Genomic DNA, 18,684 nt, shown 5'->3' with positions numbered 1-18,684 from the left:
ACTGGCAACTCGGGAGCCCAAACGACCGCCAGACCGCAGTGTGCACTCCCCAGTTGCCGGCCACCTACCCACTACTGGCAACTCGGGAGCCCAAACGACCGCCAGACCGAGGTGTGCACTCCCCAGTTGCCGACCACCTACCCACTTCTCGCAACTCGGGAGCCCGAACGACCGCCAGAGCGCGCTCCGGGCTCCCCACTTCGGAGGGCGGCGGGCGGGCTGGACGCCCGGCTCAGACCTCCGGGGCGGCGAAGCGCTCGACCAGGCGCAGCAGGGTGCGGACGCCGAAGCCGGTGGCACCCTTGCACGTCTCTGCGGTGTCCTCGTCCGACCACGCCGTGCCGGCGATGTCGAGGTGGGCCCAGGGAAGACCCTCGGGCACGAACTCGGACAGGAACAACCCTGCGGTGAGAGCACCGCCGTAGCGATCCCCGCCGATGTTCTTCAGGTCGGCGACCGGGCTGTCCAGTGCGGAGCGGTACTCGTCGGGCAGCGGCAGGGTCCACACCGACTCACCGGCCCACTTGGCGGCATCGGAGACCTGGCCGGTGAAGTCGTCGTTGTTGCCCATCAGCCCGGCGATTCGCTTGCCCAGCGCCACCATGACCGCGCCGGTCAGCGTGGCCAGGTCGATGATGGCGTCCGGCTTGGCGTCGGCGGCCACCGACAGGGCGTCGGCCAGCACCAGGCGGCCCTCTGCGTCGGTGTTGAGCACCTCGACCGTCTTACCGTTGTGTGCTCGAAACACGTCGCCAGGGCGCTGAGCGTCCGGGCCGGGCATGTTGTCGGTCAGCGGCACGAAGGCCGTCACCCGCTGGCGGACCTTCAGCGCGGGAAGGGCGCACATGGCGGCGAGCACCGAGGCCCCGCCGCCTTTGTCCATCTTCATCGTCATCATGCCGTCACCGGTCTTGAGCGACAGGCCGCCGGAGTCGAACGTGATGCCCTTGCCGACCAGCGCCAGGTGCGCCCCCGCCCCATCGGCGCTCTTCGAGGTGCCGCTGGGCTGATATGTCAGCTGGATGAACCTCGGCGGCTGGGTCGATCCCTTGTTGACCGCGATCAGCCCGCCCATGCCGGCCTTGGCGATCGCCTTCTCGTCCATCAGCTTCACGCCGAGCCCGGCGGCCATCGCCCGTTCGGCCACCGTCTTGGCCAGCGCGGCCGGGGTCGCCGACCCGCCCGGCTCGTTGACCAGGTCGCGGGCGAAGGCGACGGCCTCCCCCACCACGCGGCCCCGCTGCACGCCCGACGACAGCTCCCGACCCAGCTTCGACACGATGACGATGTCGCGCAGCTTCACCTCGGACGTCTTGTACTCGTCGTAGCTGTAGGCGCCCGACACGAGCCCCTCGGCGAGCGCCTGGCCCATCGCCCGGGGGTCGAGCAGCTCGGAGGAGGCGTCGGGAAAGTCGACGTTGATGCGCTTGAACTTGGCGCCGGCCTTGGCCGCCACCGCGCCAGCTCGCCGGAAGGTGTCGGGCGTGACCTCGGCCCGGTCGCCCATGCCGACCAGGATCCGCACCAGGTCGCCGTCGCCGGGCACCATGACGTGCGACCCCACCTTGGCCTCGAAGCCCACCCGTTCGAGGTAGCCCCAGTCGATCCCGTCGGTCTCGGTGCGTCCGTTGTCGACCAGCATCACCAGCGCATCGGTGCGGATCGGCGGCTTGGCGCTGACCTTGATCTGGGGCACATCAGCCATCGGTGGAGGCTCCCGGGTTCTCGTCGGTCGGATCGGGGTCGTCGCCCAAATCCCGGGTTTCGGTCGGGTCGGGAACGTCGCTCGGCACCGAACGGGTGGTCAGCGAATCGCCCTCCACCCAGCGGGCCAGCGTCCAGAGCAGGTCGGACAACCGGTTGAGATAGGCGATCGCCTGGGCACCCACACCCTCGATCCCGAGGGCCGATCGCTCGGCGCGCCGGATGACGGTCCGGGCGACATCCAGTTGGGCGGCCACGACCGACTCGCCGGGGACGACGAACTCGCTCGGCGGTTCGAACAGGGCGGACGTGTGGTCGATCAGCTGCTCCAGCCGCTCGACCATGGCGGCGGTCACCCGGGTGCCGCCGTCCTCCAGCTTGTGGTGGTTCTCGGGGGCAGTCGCCAGCTCGGCCATCAACACCCACAGGTCGCGACCGACCGAGACGAGGATCTCGTCGAGCAGCCCGTGACCACCGGGCACCTGTTGAGTCTCCGCCGCTTGGGCTCGGGCGACGCCGATCTGGGCCTGCGCCTCGTCCACGTCGCCGTAGGCGGTCGGCGCTGGGCTGTCTTTCCGCACCCGTCCGCCAAAGAAGAGCCCCGTCGTCCCATCATCGCCTCTACGCGTGTATACCTTCACGGCACCGAGACTACCGAGGTCAGCTCGTCACCGGCCCACCCGGTCTGCGCCCCGCCACCGGCGCTGACAACCGCTCGGCTTTCGGGACCTGCCCCGTCAGCGCCCTTCGAAGGATTTGCCCCGAGGCAGTAACCTTGCGCTTCTTATGACTGACAGCTCTTACCTTTCGGCCATCCGCGAGCGGGTCGTCGTGTTCGACGGCGCCTCGGGGACCTGGTTGCAGGGGCACGATCTGGGGCCCGACGACTTCGGGGGCGATGCGCTGGAGGGCTGCAACGAGATCCTCTGCGACACCCGTCCCGAGTTGATCACCCAGATGCACCGGGAGTACCTGGAAGCCGGGGCGGACGCCATCGAGACCAACAGCTTCGGTGCCTTCGGCGTGCCGTTGCGCGAGTACGACATCGCCGACCGGGCCCACGAGCTGTCGCTGAAGGCGGCGCAGCTGGCCCGTGCCGCAGCCGATGAGTTCTCGACCGACGAGCGTCCTCGTTGGGTGGGCGGTTCGATGGGCCCGGGCACCCAGTTCGCCACCCTGGGCAACATCTCCTACGAGGACCTGCGGGCCAGCTACTACCAGTCCGCCCTGGGCCTCATCGAGGGCGGCATCGACCTGTACGTCATCGAGACCCAGTTCGACCTGCTGGGGGCCAAGGCGGCGATGACCGCCTGCCGGGACGCCATGGCCGAGGTTGGACGCGACGTCCCGATCCAGGTGCAGGTGACCATCGAGCTCACGGGTCGCATGCTGCCCGGCACCGAGATCTCTGCGGCGCTGGTTGCGCTCGATGCGATGGGTCCCGACGTCATCGGCATCAACTGCGCTACCGGCCCGGTGGAGATGGCCGAGCACGTGCGCCACCTGGCCCAGACCAGCCGGGTGCCCATCGTCGTCATGCCCAACGCCGGGCTGCCCTCGGTCGTCGACGGCAAGATGCACTACGACCTCACCGCCGAGCAGTTCGTCGAGCACCAGACCCGCTTCGTCGAGGAGCTGGGCGTCAGCGTCGTCGGCGGCTGCTGCGGCACCACGCCCGAGTACATCCGCGGTCTTGCCGAGGCGGTCGGCGGCCGTAAAGTCGACTGGAAAGAGGGCGAGTTCGAGCACGGCGCCACCTCGATCTACAGCCTGGTGCCCTTCGAGCAGGACGCCAGCTTCATGATCATCGGCGAGCGCACCAACGCCAACGGATCCAAGCGGTTCCGCGAGGCGCTGCTCGAGGGCGACTACGACACCTGCGTCAAGATGGCCAAGGACCAGGTGAAGGAGGGTGCCCACGTCCTCGACGTGTGCGTCGACTACGTCGGCCGCGACGGCGTCGCCGACATGGAGGAGATCGCCAGCCGCTTCGCCACCCAGTCGACCGCACCGCTGGTGTTGGACTCGACCGAGCCCGAGGTGATGGAGGCCGGCCTGCGCTGGATGGGCGGTCGGGCCATCCTCAACTCGGCCAACCTGGAGGACGGCGAGGCCGAGGGCAGCCGCCTCGACCGGGTGATGAAGCTGGCCGGTCAGTACGGCGCGGCGGTCATCTGCCTGCTGATCGACGAGAAGGGCCAGGCCCGCGACGTCGAATGGAAAGTGCAGATCGCTCACCGCATCCACGACCTGGCGATCAACCGCTACGGGCTGGAGTCGTCCGACCTGATCTTCGATGCGCTCACGTTCCCGCTGTCGACCGGCGACGACGACCTGCGCGGCGACGCGATGGCCACGATGGATGCGATCACCCGCATCAAGGCCGAGCTGCCGGGCGTGCACACGGCCCTCGGCGTTTCCAACGCCAGCTTCGGCCTCAACCCCGCCGCCCGTCACGTGCTCAACTCGGTGTTTCTCAGCGAGTGCGTCAAGGCCGGACTGGACTCGGCGATCGTTCACGCAGCCCGCATCATGCCGCTGGCCAAAATCCCCGAGGAGCAGAAGGAGGTGGCGCTCGACCTCATCTACGACCGTCGGGGCGCCGAAGGCACGCTGTCGGACGGCGACAAGGACTACGACCCGCTGGTGAAGCTGCTCGAGATCTTCAGCGACGTCAGCGCCGCCGAGGCCGTCGTGGAGGACCGCACCGACTGGACGCTGGAGGACATCCTCAGCCATCGCATCATCGACGGCGACAAGGAGGGCCTCACCGAGGACCTCGACAAGGCGATGGCCCAGGGCATTGCGCCGCTGGCCATCATCAACGACATCCTGCTGGCCGGCATGAAGATCGTGGGCGAGCGCTTCGGTGCCGGCGAGATGCAGCTGCCGTTCGTGCTGCAGTCGGCCGAGACGATGAAGGCCTCGGTCGCCCACCTCGAGCCGCACATGGAGAAGGACGAGAACGACACCGGCAAGGGGTCGATCGTGCTGGGCACCGTCAAGGGCGATGTGCACGACATCGGCAAGAATCTGGTCGACATCATCCTGACCAACAACGGCTACACCGTGCACAACATGGGCATCAAGGTGCCGATCACCGAGATGATCGAGAAGGCGCTGGAAACCAAGGCGGATGCGATCGGCATGTCCGGCCTGCTCGTGAAGTCCACGCTGATCATGCGCGACAACCTGCTCGAGCTGGCCAGCCGCAACCTGGAGCGCATCCCGGTGATGCTCGGCGGCGCTGCCCTCACCCGGGCCTACGTGGAGCGTGACCTGCGCGAGAACCATCCCGGCAGGCTGTTCTACGGTAAGGACGCCTTCGAGGGCCTGCACACGATGGACCGCCTCATGAAGATCAAGGCCGAGGGCGAGACCGACGAGGACAAGGGGTGGGGCATCGAGCCGTCAGGCCGTGAGATCCCCGGATTGTCGGCCCGCCTGGCCGCAAGGGCCGGCGAAGGCCCCGATGCGCCCACCGACCTGCCCGCCCGCTCCCCCGAGGTGGCGACTGACAACCACGTGTTCGTTCCGCCGTTCCTCGGCACACGGGTGATCAAGGGCATCCCGATCGACGACATCGCCGGCTGGGTCAACGAGACCGCCCTGTATCGCAACCAGTGGCAGTTCCGCCCCGAGGGCGACGAGGACGACGCTGCGTTCAAGGAGCGGGTGCGCACGCGCTTCCGCGCCGAGTTGGCCGACGCCCGCGAACAGGACCTGCTCATCCCCACGGTCGCCTACGGATTCTTCCCTGCCAACGGCGACGGCGACGACCTGGTGATCTGGACCGACGAGAACCGCAACGTCGAGCGTGCCCGCTTCCCACTGCCCCGCCAGACCAAGTCGCCGTACCTGTGCATCGCCGACTTCTTCCGCTCGGTCGAATCCGGCGAGCCCGACTACGTGGCCGCCCAGATCGCCACGATGGGCTCCAAGGTGTCCGAGCGCACCGCCGAGCTGTTCGCCGCCGACAAGTACACCGAGTACCTGTTCCTTCATGGTCTTGGCGTCGAGATGGCCGAGTCGCTGGCCGAGCGTTGGCACCGCCGCATCCGCGAGGAGTGGGGATTCGCTGACGAGGATCCCCACTGGGCCGGCCAGACCCCCGACAGGACCGCCCTCACCGGCCTGTTCCGCCAGAAGTACCGCGGCGGCCGCTACAGCTTCGGCTACCCCGCCTGCCCCGACCTGGAGGCCAACGCCATCCTCGGTGAGCTGCTCGGCGCCGAGGCGATCGGCATCGAGTGCAACGAAGACACCGGCTGGCAGTACCACCCCGAGCAGACCACGTCGGCGATCATCTGCCACCACCCCCAGTCCAAGTACTTCGTCGCCCGATAACGGTCGGCCAGGCGTGCCTCCCGACGGCGTCCGACGCCCCGATTGGCGTCCTCGCCTTCTCCCGTGAGCTACCGGCGCATTCCAACCATCATCATTATGTTGGCCGGAGTCCTGATCGCAGCTTGCGGTGGTTCGCTCAATCAGGGGCCGACCGATCTGACGACCGTGTTGGTCTGGGTACCCGGTGGTGTCCCCGACGATCTCACCGAAGCGGTCTCCGCTGCCGGGGGCGTGGCCCGGACCACCGAGGTACTCGGCGGGATTCTTGACCTGTCGTCATCTACCGACGCCGAGGGCGCTCCGGTTGATCGGACCGCCGATGGACGAACGATCCCGCTCGACACGCTCGCGTATGACCCGGCCACGTTCGAGGCCTTCACGAACGCATCCACTGCCCAGACGCTCTCAGCGCTCGGGCCCGGCGACGCCGTGCTTGGCGCCACCTCCGCCCGACTTCGGGGCATCGGCGTCGGCGGTTTGTTGACGCTGGCCTCGGGGGACTCGCTCACCATCCGGGCGGTGCTCGACGACGATGCCATCGCCGCAGCCGAGGTGGTCGTCTCACCCGAAACGGCCCGCAACCTGGGCGTCGGCACCCGCCGCTTTCTTCTCGCCCACGTCGAGCGTGCGCCCACAGAGGCCGTGGAGTTGGTCAGGTCGACGGCGGCGACCGACGAGCCGCTGCGCGTCGTCTCGACGGATGGCATTCCTTGGAAGCGACACGGTGACCAGGTGCTGCCCCAGGCAATCGTCAAGGATCGCTTCGGCGAGTTCAGCGTCCGGCCTGCGCCTAACGGCAAGCTGTCGCCAGATCCCGGGTGGGTCACGGCCAACGTCGTCACCGAGCCCGTCCCGCTGCTTGGCTCGGTCACCTGCCACCGTTCGATCATCAAACTCCTACAGCAGACCCTGGGAGATCTGGAGTCCCAAGGACTCGGCGACACGGTCAATCCGAAGGGCTTCGCTGGCTGCTACTACCCGCGCTCCATCGAGGGCCTGCCCTACCTATCCCGCCACAGCTGGGGCATTGCCCTCGACCTCAATATCGTCTCGGACGACCGCGGCCGCGACGTGGCGTTCGCGCCGGAGCTTGTCGACGCCATGGCTCAGGCGGGGTTCATTTCGGGCGCTGACTGGCCCTTACCCGATCCTGCGCACTTCGAGTACGTTTCTTCAAGTGTCGAACCACCCGGCTGAGCAGGCCACGCTCCGTAGGCAGGCATGAACGGCAGGCGTCGCCGACAGCCACCCCTCGCGGGTGCGGACCTGAGCACGGTAAACGGAGCCGCTGCGCCGGTCGGTTCGCCGAGGCCAAGGCGCTGGCGCTGGGTGGCGCTCGGCAGCGCCGGTTTGACCCTGGTGATCTTGGGCATGGCGCTTACTGCGTTGGCGATCACCCGAGACGACGCACCGGCAGCCCAAGCCGAGGAGTCCAGCGAGATGCGGGTGGCCATCGACACCTGCCATTACCGGACCGCCGGGGGAAGCACCCGCTGCGGCCCAGCTTCGTTCCGCGAGACGCCCGGAGGCACCAAGCTGTTCACTGTGCCGGTCGACCAAAAAGTGACACTGGTATGTCGGGACACGGGTCCGGCAGCCGAGAACAACCAACAGCCACCCAGCCGACGATCCACGGTGTGGGCGCGGGCTCGAGACAGCAAGAATCGCGAGGGGTGGGTGTCCGCGATCGTCGTCGATGCCTGGCCGCCCGACACCTGGGATCTACCCAACTGCTGAGCTGCCGGCAGTCGCCCAGCCGCGAGACCTATCCGGCGCACGCCCCGGAGTCTTTCAGAGCCATGATCCGCTCGAGCGACCTATCAACTTGGGCTTCACGCAGTCGGCCGTTGGCCACAGCGGCCTCCAGTTGGTCGAGCACCTGGTCCATTTGGTCGACATCGCCGAAGTACAGGGCAAGGTCGTTGCCGGCGACCAGCGAGGCCTCGACCGCGTCGGGCACCGAAATGCCCCGGGCGGTGATCGCCCCCATCTCGGCCAGCTCGTCGGTGACGGTCACGCCGTCGTAGCCGAGGTCGTCGCGCAGCCACGCCATCGCCTCGGGGTTCATCGAGAAGGGCTCGCCACCGTCGGTCAGCCCGGGCACGTCGAGGTGGCCGGTCATCAGCAGCGACCGGTCCCCCATCTGTTCGAACATTCCCGTGAACGCCACCAGATCGACCTCCTCCAGTGAACTCAGCGGAGGCGTTTGGGCCGGGGCATCGTCCCCGTGGGCATCGGCCCGGCCGTGTCCCGGGAAGTGCTTGAAGGTCGGTATCACGCCGGAGTCGCACAACCCCTCAGCGAACACCCCGGCGGTGGCCACCACCTCGGCTGGGTCGTCCGACCAGGTGCGGTCGCCGAGCGGGTTCGACCCGCCGGCCACATCGATCACCGGGGCGAAGTCGACCGTGACACCCAGCTCGGCCAGGTTGGCGCCCCTCGACTGGCCGGTCTGGCGAATCTTCTCGGCGTCCCAGGCGGCCATCTCCCGCCCGGCCGGGATCGGCTCGAGGATCGAAGCCAGCAGGTCGACCTGCCCACCCTCGGCGTCGGTGGCCACAAACGGCGCCACCGGTCGATCGGCGGCGCCGACCAACACCTGCGAGCCGAAGATTGCCGTCTCCTTGCGCCCGGCGAACACCCCGCCGGCGCCGGCGTCGATCAACTCCTGGATCTTCGCCGGGTCGGTGGTGCTGTCCTCGGGCGCGTTGGTGCCCGTGAACAGCATCTGGGCCAGCTTCTGGCGCAACGGCCAGGCGGAGGGGTCGGCGCCGGTCGGCGCCTCGGTGTTGGGCTGGGAGCCGGGTTCGGGGAGGGCCGAGGTTTCAGTCGCCTCCGAGGTATCAGTCGAACCCGAGGAGTCAGGCGCCTTCGACGTATCAGGCGCCTCCGACGACGCCGGAGCCTCCGACTCGGCGGTTTGGTCGCCACAGCCAGCGGCGACCATCAGCGTGGCCAGCGCCATCGCCAGCCCACCCAGGGATCGTCTCGGCCTGATCATCAGCTTGTCCTCACGTGCTCGGTGGTCAGTTTCGTTTCGGAAGATGTTGTTTCAGCGTGAGCGTGTCGGCGAACAGGTCGCCCAGTCGCTCCACCCGCGAGGGCACCTCGTCGATGTCGAAGGTGAGCGGTTCGCCCTCGGCGCCGGCGGTCACCTCGTCCCAACCGATCGGTGTGGACACCGTAGGCCGGTCGCGCGCTCTGGTGGAATAGGGCGTAATCGTCGTCTTGTGACGGCTGTTCTGCGACCAGTCGACCAACACCTTGTTGTTGCGCTTGGCCTTGGTCATCTCGGTCAGGACTCGCTTGGGCTCGCGCTTGGCCAGCAGCTGGCCCATGGCCAGAGCGAAGCTGGAGGTGTGGTCGTAATCGTGGGGCGTGTTCAACGGCACATACATCTGCAGGCCCTTGGACCCCGAGGTCTTGGCGAACGCGACCAGGTCGACGGACTCGAGAATCTCCCGCAGCCACAGCGCCACCTCGCAGCACCCGGCCAGGTCGACGCCGGGGCCCGGGTCGAGGTCCAACACCAACATGGTGGGCGCATCGAGGTCACGGCCCTTCGCCATGTGGGTGTGCAGCTCTAAGGCCGCCAGGTTGGCGGTCCACACCAGCGACGCCGGCTCGTCGAGGGCGCACGCGGCGATTGCGCCCCGCCGGTCGCCAGGATCGTCCACGGTGCCCAGCCAGTCGGGACGGTGCGAGGGACAACGCTTCTCGAAGAAGCCATCGGTGCCGACGCCGTTGGGGTGGCGCACCAGGGTGACGCCCCGGCCGGCAAGGTGGGGCAGCATTACCGGGGCGATGGCGACGTAGTAGGCGATCAGGTTGGCCTTGGTGGTGCCCGTAAGCGGATACAACACCTTGTCCAGGTTGGACACCTTCAACTGGCGCCCGTCGATGTCGACGGTCTGGGAGGTGGGCTCGGGCACCGTTCGATCCTGGTGAGCTAGGCCGACTCGGCAGCGGGCTCGTCCGCCTCGTCCTTCGGGGCCTTGCGGGCCTCCTTGGCCGCAGCCACGCTGGCCTCGAGCGCCGCCATCAGATCGATCACCTGATCCTCGCCGTCGTCGGTGGGTGCGCTGACCGATGTTTCGCTTCCGTCGGCCTTTCGCTCGATGAGCTCGAGGACGGCCTCACGGTAGGTGTCGCTGTATTTGGACGGGTCGAACGCCTCGGTGAGCGAGTCGATCAGCGACGAGGCCATCGCCAGCTCCTTCTCGGACAACTCGACGTCGGCGGGCTTCTCCATGCCGGGAATGACCTCGGGGGCGTTCACTTCGTCAGCCCACACCATCACCGACAACATCAGCTTGGTCTCGACCGACCGGACGACGACCAGGTGCTGCTTTGAACGCATGACGAAGCGCCCCAGCCCCACCTTGTTGGCGCCCTCCAGCGCGGTGGCGAGCAGGGCGTAGGGCTTGGCGGCGTCGGCCGGAGCCGCCCAGTAGCTACCCGAGAAGTACACGGGGTCGATCTCGTCAAGGTCGACGAACTCCTCCAGCTCGATCAGCCGGTTCTGTTCGGGCATCAACTGCGCCATGTCGTCGTCGGTGACCACCACCCAGCTGCCCGAGCTCAGCTCGTATCCCTTCACGATCTCGTCGTAGGGCACCTCTTCGCCGGTCGACTCGTTCACCCGCTTCTGGCGGACACGTGCGTGGTCACGGCCGTCGAGTTGGTTGAAGCGAACCGATTGCTCGGACACCGCCGAGAACAGCTTCACCGGGATCGAGACCAGCCCAAAACTGATCGATCCGCTCCAGATTGCGCGTGGCATGGCACTCCCAGAACCGCCCGAGGACCTACATCCTACCGACCGCAGCGCGCAACCGGCGGACATCGGGCTCCGCCCACCGTGGTCGTCACAACCAGAGCGATGTTGCGGAAAGGTTACGAACGCGCAACACTTGTGCTGTCGCGCGTCGCCTGTCGACCGCTTCCCACGCAATCTCCCCCCCACCTGGAGCCCAGCCTTGGACGCCGAACGCTTGCACGACCTCTCACCCGAGCGACGTGCCCGCATCTATCGAGCCCGTCGCATCCGGGTGCTGATCGGGGCGATCGCCACCGGCACGCTCTTGGCCGGCACTGCGGTGGCTGCCGCCAGCACCTTCAGCAAGTCCGAGACGACGACCGCAGCAGCTTCGACACGGCGCAGCGACGACGGCACGCGCCGTCGGATGACCGATGCTGCAGGCCGCAAGGCCAGCTCGAACCGCGCCGAACAGGAAGACTGGGAGTTCTCCCGTCTGGTCGCCGAGACGCGTCGCGAGACCGAGCGCCGCACCGCCGAAGCCGAGGCCGCCGTGGCGGCGGCCGAGCAACGACAGGCCGATCAGGCTGCAGCCAAGGCCAAGGCGGCCGAGCAGGAGAAGGCAACTGCAGCCGCCGAGGCGGAGCAGGCGGCAACGGGCGCCGAGCGCATCGCCAAGGCCAAGCAGGCCGCCAAGGCCGAGAAGGCCGCCGAGCTTGCCGCTGCTTCTGGCCGCGACTCGACACCACCAGCCGACGCCGCCGCCGCCACGCAGCAGGCCAGCGCAGCCGAACTGGCAGCCGCCAAGAAGGCCGCCGATGGCAAGGCCTGGATGGAAGCAGCCGCCCGGGCCGAGCAACAGCGAGCGGCTGCACCGGCGCCATCGGTTTCGGGGTCGATCGGTGCACCTTGGGTGGCACTCGCCGAGTGCGAGGCGAGCGGCAACTGGGCGATGAATTCCGGTAATGGCTACTACGGCGGCCTGCAGTTCAACCTGGGCACCTGGAAGTCCCACGGCGGCGTCGGGATGCCCCACGAGAACAGCCCTGCCCAGCAGATCGAGATCGCCAAGCGAGTGCAAGCCTCTCAGGGTTGGGGAGCCTGGCCCGCCTGCTCCCGCAAGATCGGGCTGCGCTAACCCGAGCCCGCATCCATCATGCGGGCTCGGCGATCACGCGGTTCTCAAGTCGGCCGATGCCCTCGACCTCGACGGTGACGGTGTCCCCCGGCACCAGCCAGCGAGGCGGGTCGAACCCGGCGCCCACCCCCGCGGGCGTCCCGGGGGGGATTGCGTCCCCCCCCTCCACCGTCATCGACTGCGACAGGTAAGCAATCTGCTCGGCGACGGGGAGAACCATCTGCGAGGTCGACCCGTCCTGGCGGAGTTCGTCGTTCACCCAGGTGCGAATGCGCAGGTCCTGTGGGTCGGGTACCTCGTCGGGCGTGACGACCCAGGGACCGATCGGCCCGTGCGTGTCGAACGACTTGCCCAGGGTGAAGGTGGGGCTGCGCCGCTGCCACTCCCGAACCGACACGTCGTTGACGACCAGGTAGCCGCCGACCGCCCCAAGCGCCTCGTCGGCGCCGACGCGCCGGGTGCTCCGGCCGATCACCACGCCCAATTCGCCCTCGTAGTCGACTGACGCTGCGTCTCGAGGCACCCAGATGTCGTCGGTCGGGCCGGTCACGCAGGTGCTCTGCTTGTTGAAGAACAGCGGCGCGTCGGGCGCCGGCATGCCCATCTCGGCAGTGTGGGCGGCGTAGTTCTTCCCGATGGCCAGAAACTTGGGCGGCCGCGCAATCGGTGCCAGCAGGCGCACCTGGGACCGGGCCCAGCGACGTCCGGACAACACGAGTGATTGTCCCAACGGTACCCGGTCGGTGCGATGCGTCAGCTCGGCGATCTCGTCGTTCTCCACCACGCCGACGGCGACAGCGCCGCCGGCGTTGAACCTCACCAACCGCACCGTGTGCCCCCTTCGCTCACCGAGCCCGCCGGTCCGGACCGCTAGGCACCCGACAGCAGGGCCCGAGCGACCAGGTCGGTGCCAAACGCCGTGAGGATGGCCAAATACAACAACCCGGTGGCCGCCATAACCGCGGCGTACTGGCGCTCTTTGAGGGCCGCCCGGGTGACCCCAACCAGCACGATCGTCGTGATCGCACTCGCCGCCCAGAACCAGCCGAGCATGCCCCCGTAGGCATCGTCGATCGTGCCGTTGAACACCGACACCATGCCGACGGGAACGAGGAACAACAACACCTCGACCGGCCAGGTGTACCCGACCCAGCGCACCAGCTCGAGCAACGGGGCCCGCGGCAGGCCAGGCTGCACCAGGTACCAGTGGCCAAGCAGCATCCCATCGGACACCGCGCCGAGGAACGCCGCCCCCGCCAGCCATCGGGCCACCGACAACACCGGGGCGTCGCCCCCCGAAGCCACTCCCCCGGCGATCAACGCAACGATGCCGAAGGCCACGGGGATGAGATCGAGCATCGGGGGGAACTCGGGGACCGACTCGTCGAAGACCTGCTCGTCCTTCTCGATGCCGCTCATCTGGGCGACCCGCTCCGAACGGGCCTGGCTGCGCTCCCGCTGGAGCGCCACCCCGGCGCCGCGGCGCTGCCACGACACAAAGGTCACCCCCACGGTGGTGATCAAGGCAAGCGCAGCCGCAACGTCGCGCACGGCGTTGGGTTCGTAGCGCAGCCCGACGACGACGGCGCCGGCGAACAGCACGCCCGTCGTGCCGCGGATCGTCCAGCCGTATCCGATGCCCACCTCGCGCCGGCGGCCGGTCAGGGCCAGAAAGGCGCCCATGCCGGTCGCCCAGGCGACCATGAACGTGGCGGCGTCCAAGGTGATCATCGACGCAATGCCTTTCGCTCGGGCGAGGGGGGGGGGATCGCAACTCGATGTGAGTTGCGACGGTGCAGTGCCCGGACGCTAGCCCGGTTGGGGTTGGAGGTCGCTTCGAGCGCGTGGCCCGGCTGTGCTGCGCGCCCCGCCGGCCCCATGAGCGGCCGCGGCGTCGGCCGCTTGGGCAGCATGGTGGGAGCTACGGGTGAACGGGGACGACTCGGCGTGGGCGATGCCGGCCTCCCGTGCCAAGGCGCCGAACCGGTCAAAGTCGGCGGGGGTCCACCAGTGCGACACCGGCAGGTGGGCTGCGGTGGGCCTCAGGTACTGGCCCATCGTGACGATGCTGACGCCGACCCCGGCCAGATCGGCGAGGGTGGAGGCGATCTCCGCCTCGGTCTCGCCCATGCCCAGCACCATGCCGGACTTGGTGACCAACCCTGCATCGGCCGCCCGGGCGAGCACGGCGAGGCTGCGGGTGTAGTCGGCGGAGGGCCGGGCGGCCCGCTGGAGCCGGGCGACCGTCTCGATGTTGTGGTTGAGCACGTCGGGGCGGGCGTCGAAGATGAGTTCGAGCGACTCGGGGTCGCCTTTGCAATCCGAGATGAGCACCTCGACCCGACATCCCGGCCGGGCCCGACGGATCGCTTCGATCGTCGCCGCAAACGCCCCGGCGCCGCCGTCGGGCAGGTCGTCGCGAGCCACCGTGGTGACGACGGCAAAGTCGAGCCCCATCGAGACGACCGCCTCGGCCACCCGTTCGGGCTCGCCGTCATCGAGCGGGCCGGGGCGACGGGTATCGACCAGGCAGAACCCGCAGGCGCGGGTACAACGCTCGCCGTTGATCATGAACGTGGCGGTCCCGTCGGACCAGCACTCAGACAGGTTGGGACAGCCTGCCTCCTCGCACACCGTCACCAGGTCCAGCCCGGCGATCTGACGCTTGAGCGCCGTCACCTCGGGGCCGTGCTCGACTCGGGACCGCATCCACGAAGGCTTGCGCTCCCGGTAGGGCACCGCCTCGTCCACCCCCGCCTCGGCCAGACGCTTGGATCGCCTCGGCGACAGGGTGACCGTCGAGGTCGTGGCGCCTCCGTCGGCGGGTTCGGCGGCGACCGATCGGGCTGTCGCTCCCATCCCAGCGGATGCACCGGCCAAGGTGACCCCGGCGTTGGCACCGGCTGCACCCGGGTCGGAGCGGGCAGCGGCGACGTTGCGGCTGAATGGGGCCAGATCGTCGACATGATGGCGCCACACGACGTCGGAGCGGTCCCACGCCCGGCCATGCCCGAACGCCTCGGCGGGCGGCGCCCAGCGCTCGACCGCCCGGGCGATGAAGGCGTCGGTCGCTTCGGCCAGGCCGACGTCGATCCCCTCGGCGGCCAAGGAGGTGACCCCGTACTCGGCGATGCCGCAGGGCACGATGTGGTCGAAGTAGCTCAGGTCGGGGTGGACGTTGAGGGCCACGCCGTGCAGGGTGCGGTTGCGCACCAGGCGCACGCCGATGGCAGCGATCTTGCGGGGCCGTTCACCCTCCGGCGCGATCCACACGCCCGGGTAGTCGTCCATCCGGGTGGCGCCGGGCAGGCCCAGGTCGGCCAGCGTGTCGATCACCACCTGTTCGACCGTGCGCACGTAGGCGACCGTGTCGGGCTTGTCGCCCCCGCCCCGCCCCGGCAGCGTCAGCACGGGATAGGCGGTCAGCTGCCCGGGCCCGTGAAAAGTGACGTCGCCGCCGCGGTCGGCCCGCACCAGCTCGGCCCCCACCGTGGCGGGGTCGACGAGGATGTTGGCCGGGTCGGTGCGCACCCCCATCGTGTAGGTGGGCTCGTGCTCCTGGCAGAGCAGCCAGTTGTCGGCGCCCCGCTGTGACAGCGCGTGCTGAAGGGCGTAGGCATCCCGGTATCGGGTGCGGCCCAGCCAGCGGACGTGCAGGGGCGCCGGCTTCATCGGCGGGCGCTCACAGCTCGGCCGTCCAGTCGCGGGTCTGGAGAATCTCCTTCATGCGGGCGAGGAAGGCGGCGGCGTAGCCGCCGTCGAATGCCCGGTGGTCCCACGACATGGTGAGGTTGCCCACGGAATGGATGGCGATCGACTCGTGGCCCCGCTCGTCGGTGATCGCCACCGGGCGGCGGGTGATGCCGTCGGTCGAAAGGATCGCCACCTGGGGCTGGTTGATGATCGGCGCCACGAACAGCGTGCCGAAGCTGCCCGAGTTGGACAGCGTGAACGTGCCGCCCACCAGATCGTCCGGTCCGAGCGCTTTGGTGCGGGCCCGACCGGCCAGGTCGGCGATGTCACGGGCGATCGCCCGCAGACGCTTGTCGGAGGCATGACGCACCACGGGGGCCAGGAGCCCCTCGAAATTGAGATCGACCGCAACCGACAGGTTGACGTTGCGGTGAACGACCAAACCGTTCTCGTCGACCGAGGCGTTGATGTAGGGGAACTCCTCGATGGCGTCGACCGCTGCCCGGGCGATGAACGGCAGGTAGGTGAGGCTGTAGCCCTCGGTCGCCTTGAAGTCGGCGCCAAACAGGCTGCGAGCCGTCTCCACGCCCTCGAAGTCCACCTCGACGGCGGTGATGGCGTGGGGGGAGGTGGCCTTGGACGCCACCATGTGATCGCCGGTGCGGCGACGGATGTTGGTGAACGGAACCTCGGTGTCGTCCGCGCTGAGCGTGACGGGCGCCGGGGTGGGCACCGACGACTGAGGCTGGCTCTGCGGGGCCGGGGCGGGCGAAGCGGGCGCACCGAGGGCGAACGCCGGGGCCTGAGGAGCCGCTGGCGGGGCCTGGGCGCTGGCCAGCGGTGCAGCCGGAGCGCTGGGGGCCTGTGCGGGGGGTGCGGAGCCTGGCGCACCCTGACCGCGGGCCTCGATGGCGTTGACCGCGTCCTCGCGTGTGATGCGCCCCCCGGGGCCCGTACCGGTCACCTCGGAGGCGTCGAGGTCGGCCCCGTCCAGCAGCCGACGAACGAGCGGCGACAACAGCACGCCGCCGTCGCTCGTCGTGGCCGACGAACTCTCAGGCTTGGCCTCGTCGCCGGCTGCCGCCTGCTGGGGCTCTTCTCCCGGCTGCTCCTCTTGGGGCTGGGTTGCCTCATCAACCGGGGTCTCCTCGGCTTCGGCCTGGTCCTCCGGCTGAGGTTCGGGCTCCGGCTCGCTGGCCTGCGCCACCTCGGGCTCGGCGGGCGCCTCTTCCTCACCGCTGTCGGCGTCCTCGTCGGACCCGCTGGGCGCCGCTCCCTCGCCGACGACGGCGATCACCGTGCCGACATCGACCGTGTCGCCCTCGGCGGCGCGCAACTCCTGCACCGTGCCGGCGATCGGGGAGGGCACCTCGGTATCGACCTTGTCGGTCGACACCTCCAGCAACACTTCGTCCTCGGCCACCTCGTCACCGGGTTGCTTGAACCAGCGGGTGATCGTTCCTTCGGTGACGGACTCGCCCAGCTGGGGCATGGTGACGTCGGACATGGTTGCTGCTCCTGTGATGTGCGAACGGTGTGATGGCGAATGGGTTGATCTGGGGACGGGGCGCTACCCGTGAAGGCTGCGGCCGGTGAGGGTCATCACCGTCTCGCCGAAGAGCTCCGACAGGCTGGGGTGGGGCTGGAGGTAGTGGGCGATCTCGTCCACGGTCGCCTCCCAGTTGACCGCCAGGTACCCCTGGCCGAGCTGTTCGGTGACCCACGGGCCGACCATGTGAACTCCGAGCACGCGACCGCCGGTGCCGTCGCCTTGATCCTCGGCGATGATCTTCACCAGACCATCTGTCTCGCCGATGATCTGTGCGCGGCTGTTGCCCATGTAGCGGCTGCTCGACACGACGACGTCGAAGCCGGCCTCCTTGGCCGCCTCCTCGGAGTATCCGGCGAAGGCCACCTCCGGCTTGCAGTAGATCGCCCAGGGAACAGCGTGGTAGTCGACCGGCACGGGGTGCTCACCGAGGATGTCGCCGATGGCGCAGATGCCTTCGGCGAAGCCGACGTGGGCCAGCTGGGGCGTGGCGATGCAGTCGCCGATCGACCACACCCCGTCGGCACTCGTCCGGCACAGCTCGTCGACGGTGACGAATCCGCGGTCGTCGAGGTCGACTCCGGCGCCGTCGTCGACCAGCGAGTCGGTGTAGGGCCGGCGGCCGACCGAGACGACGACCAGATCGGTCTCGATCGTCTCGCCGTCGCCGAAGCTGACGGTGGTGGCACCCGAACCGTCCGGCTCGTGGCCGGTGACCTTCACCCCGGCGCGCACGTCGATCTTCTTCTTCTTGAACGCCCGCAACACCTGCTTGGCGACGTCCTCGTCCAGGCCGGGCAGGATTTTGGGCAGCGCTTCGAGAATGGTCACGTCTGCGCCCATGTCGGCCAGGGTCGAGGCGAACTCGCAGCCGATGGCACCGCCGCCGATGACGACGGCGCGACGGGGCAGATTGGCCAGCTCCAGGAACTCGTCGGAGGTGCACACGACCGAACCGTCGGGCTCGAAGCCGGGGATGGTGCGTGGCACGGACCCGGTGGCCAGGATGACGGCGTCGCCCTTCAGGGTGCGGGTGCCGCCGTCGGACAGTTCAACGGTGACCGAATGGTCGGATTCGAGGCGACCGGTCCCGGCGACGGTTTCGATCTTGCGCTGCTTGATCAGCCCGGACAGCCCCTTGTGCAGCTGATCGACAACCTTCTGCTTGCGGCTCTGGGTCACCGACCAGTCGACCTCGGGAGCATCGGTGGTGATACCAAAGGTCCCGGCGCCGAGCACGGTCTGATGGACGTGGGCGGTCTCGAGCAGTTCCTTGGCCGGGATGCACCCGCGGTGCAGGCAGGTGCCACCGACCTTCTCCTTCTCCACCATGGCGATCCGCAGACCGGCGCTGGCGCCGTAGAGCGCAGCGCCGTAGCCCCCGGGGCCTCCACCGATGATCACCACATCAAAATCGTCGGCGCCCTGCTGCGACCCTGACCCCTGCTGCGAAGCGTTGCTCACGCCGATCTCCTCACCACCGCGCCGTTCGGC

At 68.8% G+C, this 18,684-nt stretch carries 14 protein-coding genes; 4 read left to right on the top strand and 10 right to left on the bottom strand.

The window, feature by feature from the left end:
* Positions 1–232 precede the first annotated feature (232 nt).
* Both PKD89_RS11470 and PKD89_RS11465 read right to left on the bottom strand, forming a co-directional pair.
* Positions 233–1,705 (bottom strand): leucyl aminopeptidase, encoded by a 1,473-nt coding sequence (locus PKD89_RS11470; RefSeq protein WP_289012049.1) that lies wholly within the window; start codon positions 1,703–1,705, stop codon positions 233–235.
* Positions 1,698–2,345, bottom strand: a complete 648-nt coding sequence (locus tag PKD89_RS11465) for a cob(I)yrinic acid a,c-diamide adenosyltransferase (protein ID WP_289012047.1) — start codon at positions 2,343–2,345, stop codon at positions 1,698–1,700. Before PKD89_RS11465 ends, PKD89_RS11470 begins: the two co-directional genes overlap by 8 nt.
* A gap of 145 nt (positions 2,346–2,490) precedes the next feature.
* Here PKD89_RS11465 and metH point away from each other — a divergent pair, with 145 nt between their 5' ends.
* The 3 genes from metH to PKD89_RS11450 all read left to right on the top strand — a co-directional run bounded on the left by metH (position 2,491) and on the right by PKD89_RS11450 (position 7,788).
* A complete protein-coding gene (metH, locus tag PKD89_RS11460) occupies positions 2,491–6,051 on the top strand; it encodes a methionine synthase (protein WP_289012046.1) in 3,561 nt (1,186 codons plus the stop codon).
* Positions 6,052–6,114: 63 nt separating this feature from the next.
* Positions 6,115–7,248, top strand: coding sequence for a M15 family metallopeptidase (locus tag PKD89_RS11455; RefSeq protein ID WP_289012044.1), 1,134 nt, complete (start codon positions 6,115–6,117; stop codon positions 7,246–7,248).
* 132 nt (positions 7,249–7,380) lie between these two features.
* On the top strand, positions 7,381–7,788 hold the full coding sequence (locus tag PKD89_RS11450) for a hypothetical protein (protein ID WP_289012043.1): 408 nt from the start codon (positions 7,381–7,383) through the stop codon (positions 7,786–7,788).
* A gap of 28 nt (positions 7,789–7,816) precedes the next feature.
* Here PKD89_RS11450 and PKD89_RS11445 read toward each other — a convergent pair whose 3' ends face one another.
* The 3 genes from PKD89_RS11445 to PKD89_RS11435 are packed head-to-tail and all read right to left on the bottom strand — an operon-like array spanning position 7,817 to position 10,834.
* Positions 7,817–9,052: a glycoside hydrolase family 3 N-terminal domain-containing protein gene (locus PKD89_RS11445; RefSeq protein WP_289012042.1), complete on the bottom strand. Its 1,236-nt coding sequence runs from the start codon at positions 9,050–9,052 to the stop codon at positions 7,817–7,819.
* 25 nt (positions 9,053–9,077) lie between these two features.
* A complete protein-coding gene (gene ligD, locus PKD89_RS11440) occupies positions 9,078–9,983 on the bottom strand; it encodes a non-homologous end-joining DNA ligase (protein ID WP_289012041.1) in 906 nt (301 codons plus the stop codon).
* Positions 9,984–10,000: 17 nt separating this feature from the next.
* Positions 10,001–10,834 (bottom strand): Ku protein, encoded by an 834-nt coding sequence (locus PKD89_RS11435; protein WP_287379020.1) that lies wholly within the window; start codon positions 10,832–10,834, stop codon positions 10,001–10,003.
* A 196-nt stretch (positions 10,835–11,030) separates the two neighbouring features.
* Between PKD89_RS11435 and PKD89_RS11430 the strand changes: the two genes are divergently transcribed.
* Positions 11,031–11,948, top strand: a complete 918-nt coding sequence (locus PKD89_RS11430) for a transglycosylase family protein (RefSeq protein ID WP_289012040.1) — start codon at positions 11,031–11,033, stop codon at positions 11,946–11,948.
* A 16-nt stretch (positions 11,949–11,964) separates the two neighbouring features.
* Here PKD89_RS11430 and PKD89_RS11425 read toward each other — a convergent pair whose 3' ends face one another.
* From PKD89_RS11425 to lpdA, 5 genes are all read right to left on the bottom strand, one after another.
* Positions 11,965–12,768, bottom strand: a complete 804-nt coding sequence (locus tag PKD89_RS11425) for a fumarylacetoacetate hydrolase family protein (protein ID WP_324332447.1) — start codon at positions 12,766–12,768, stop codon at positions 11,965–11,967.
* A 50-nt stretch (positions 12,769–12,818) separates the two neighbouring features.
* Complete coding sequence (locus PKD89_RS11420; RefSeq protein WP_287379023.1) at positions 12,819–13,679, bottom strand: hypothetical protein; 861 nt, start codon at positions 13,677–13,679, stop codon at positions 12,819–12,821.
* 78 nt (positions 13,680–13,757) lie between these two features.
* Complete coding sequence (gene lipA / locus PKD89_RS11415; protein WP_289012038.1) at positions 13,758–15,620, bottom strand: lipoyl synthase; 1,863 nt, start codon at positions 15,618–15,620, stop codon at positions 13,758–13,760.
* Between the two features lie 10 nt (positions 15,621–15,630).
* Positions 15,631–17,148: a dihydrolipoamide acetyltransferase family protein gene (locus PKD89_RS11410; protein ID WP_289012037.1), complete on the bottom strand. Its 1,518-nt coding sequence runs from the start codon at positions 17,146–17,148 to the stop codon at positions 15,631–15,633.
* Positions 17,149–17,211: 63 nt separating this feature from the next.
* Positions 17,212–18,654 (bottom strand): dihydrolipoyl dehydrogenase, encoded by a 1,443-nt coding sequence (lpdA, locus tag PKD89_RS11405; protein WP_289012036.1) that lies wholly within the window; start codon positions 18,652–18,654, stop codon positions 17,212–17,214.
* Between the last annotated feature and the right edge of the window lie 30 nt (positions 18,655–18,684).

It is taken from the genome of Candidatus Neomicrothrix sp., assembly GCF_035329545.1.
Lineage (GTDB): Bacteria > Actinomycetota > Acidimicrobiia > Acidimicrobiales > Microtrichaceae > Microthrix > Microthrix subdominans.
The sequence above is the reverse complement of the archived record's forward strand: the minus strand, read 5'-3'. Positions and strand labels throughout refer to the sequence as shown.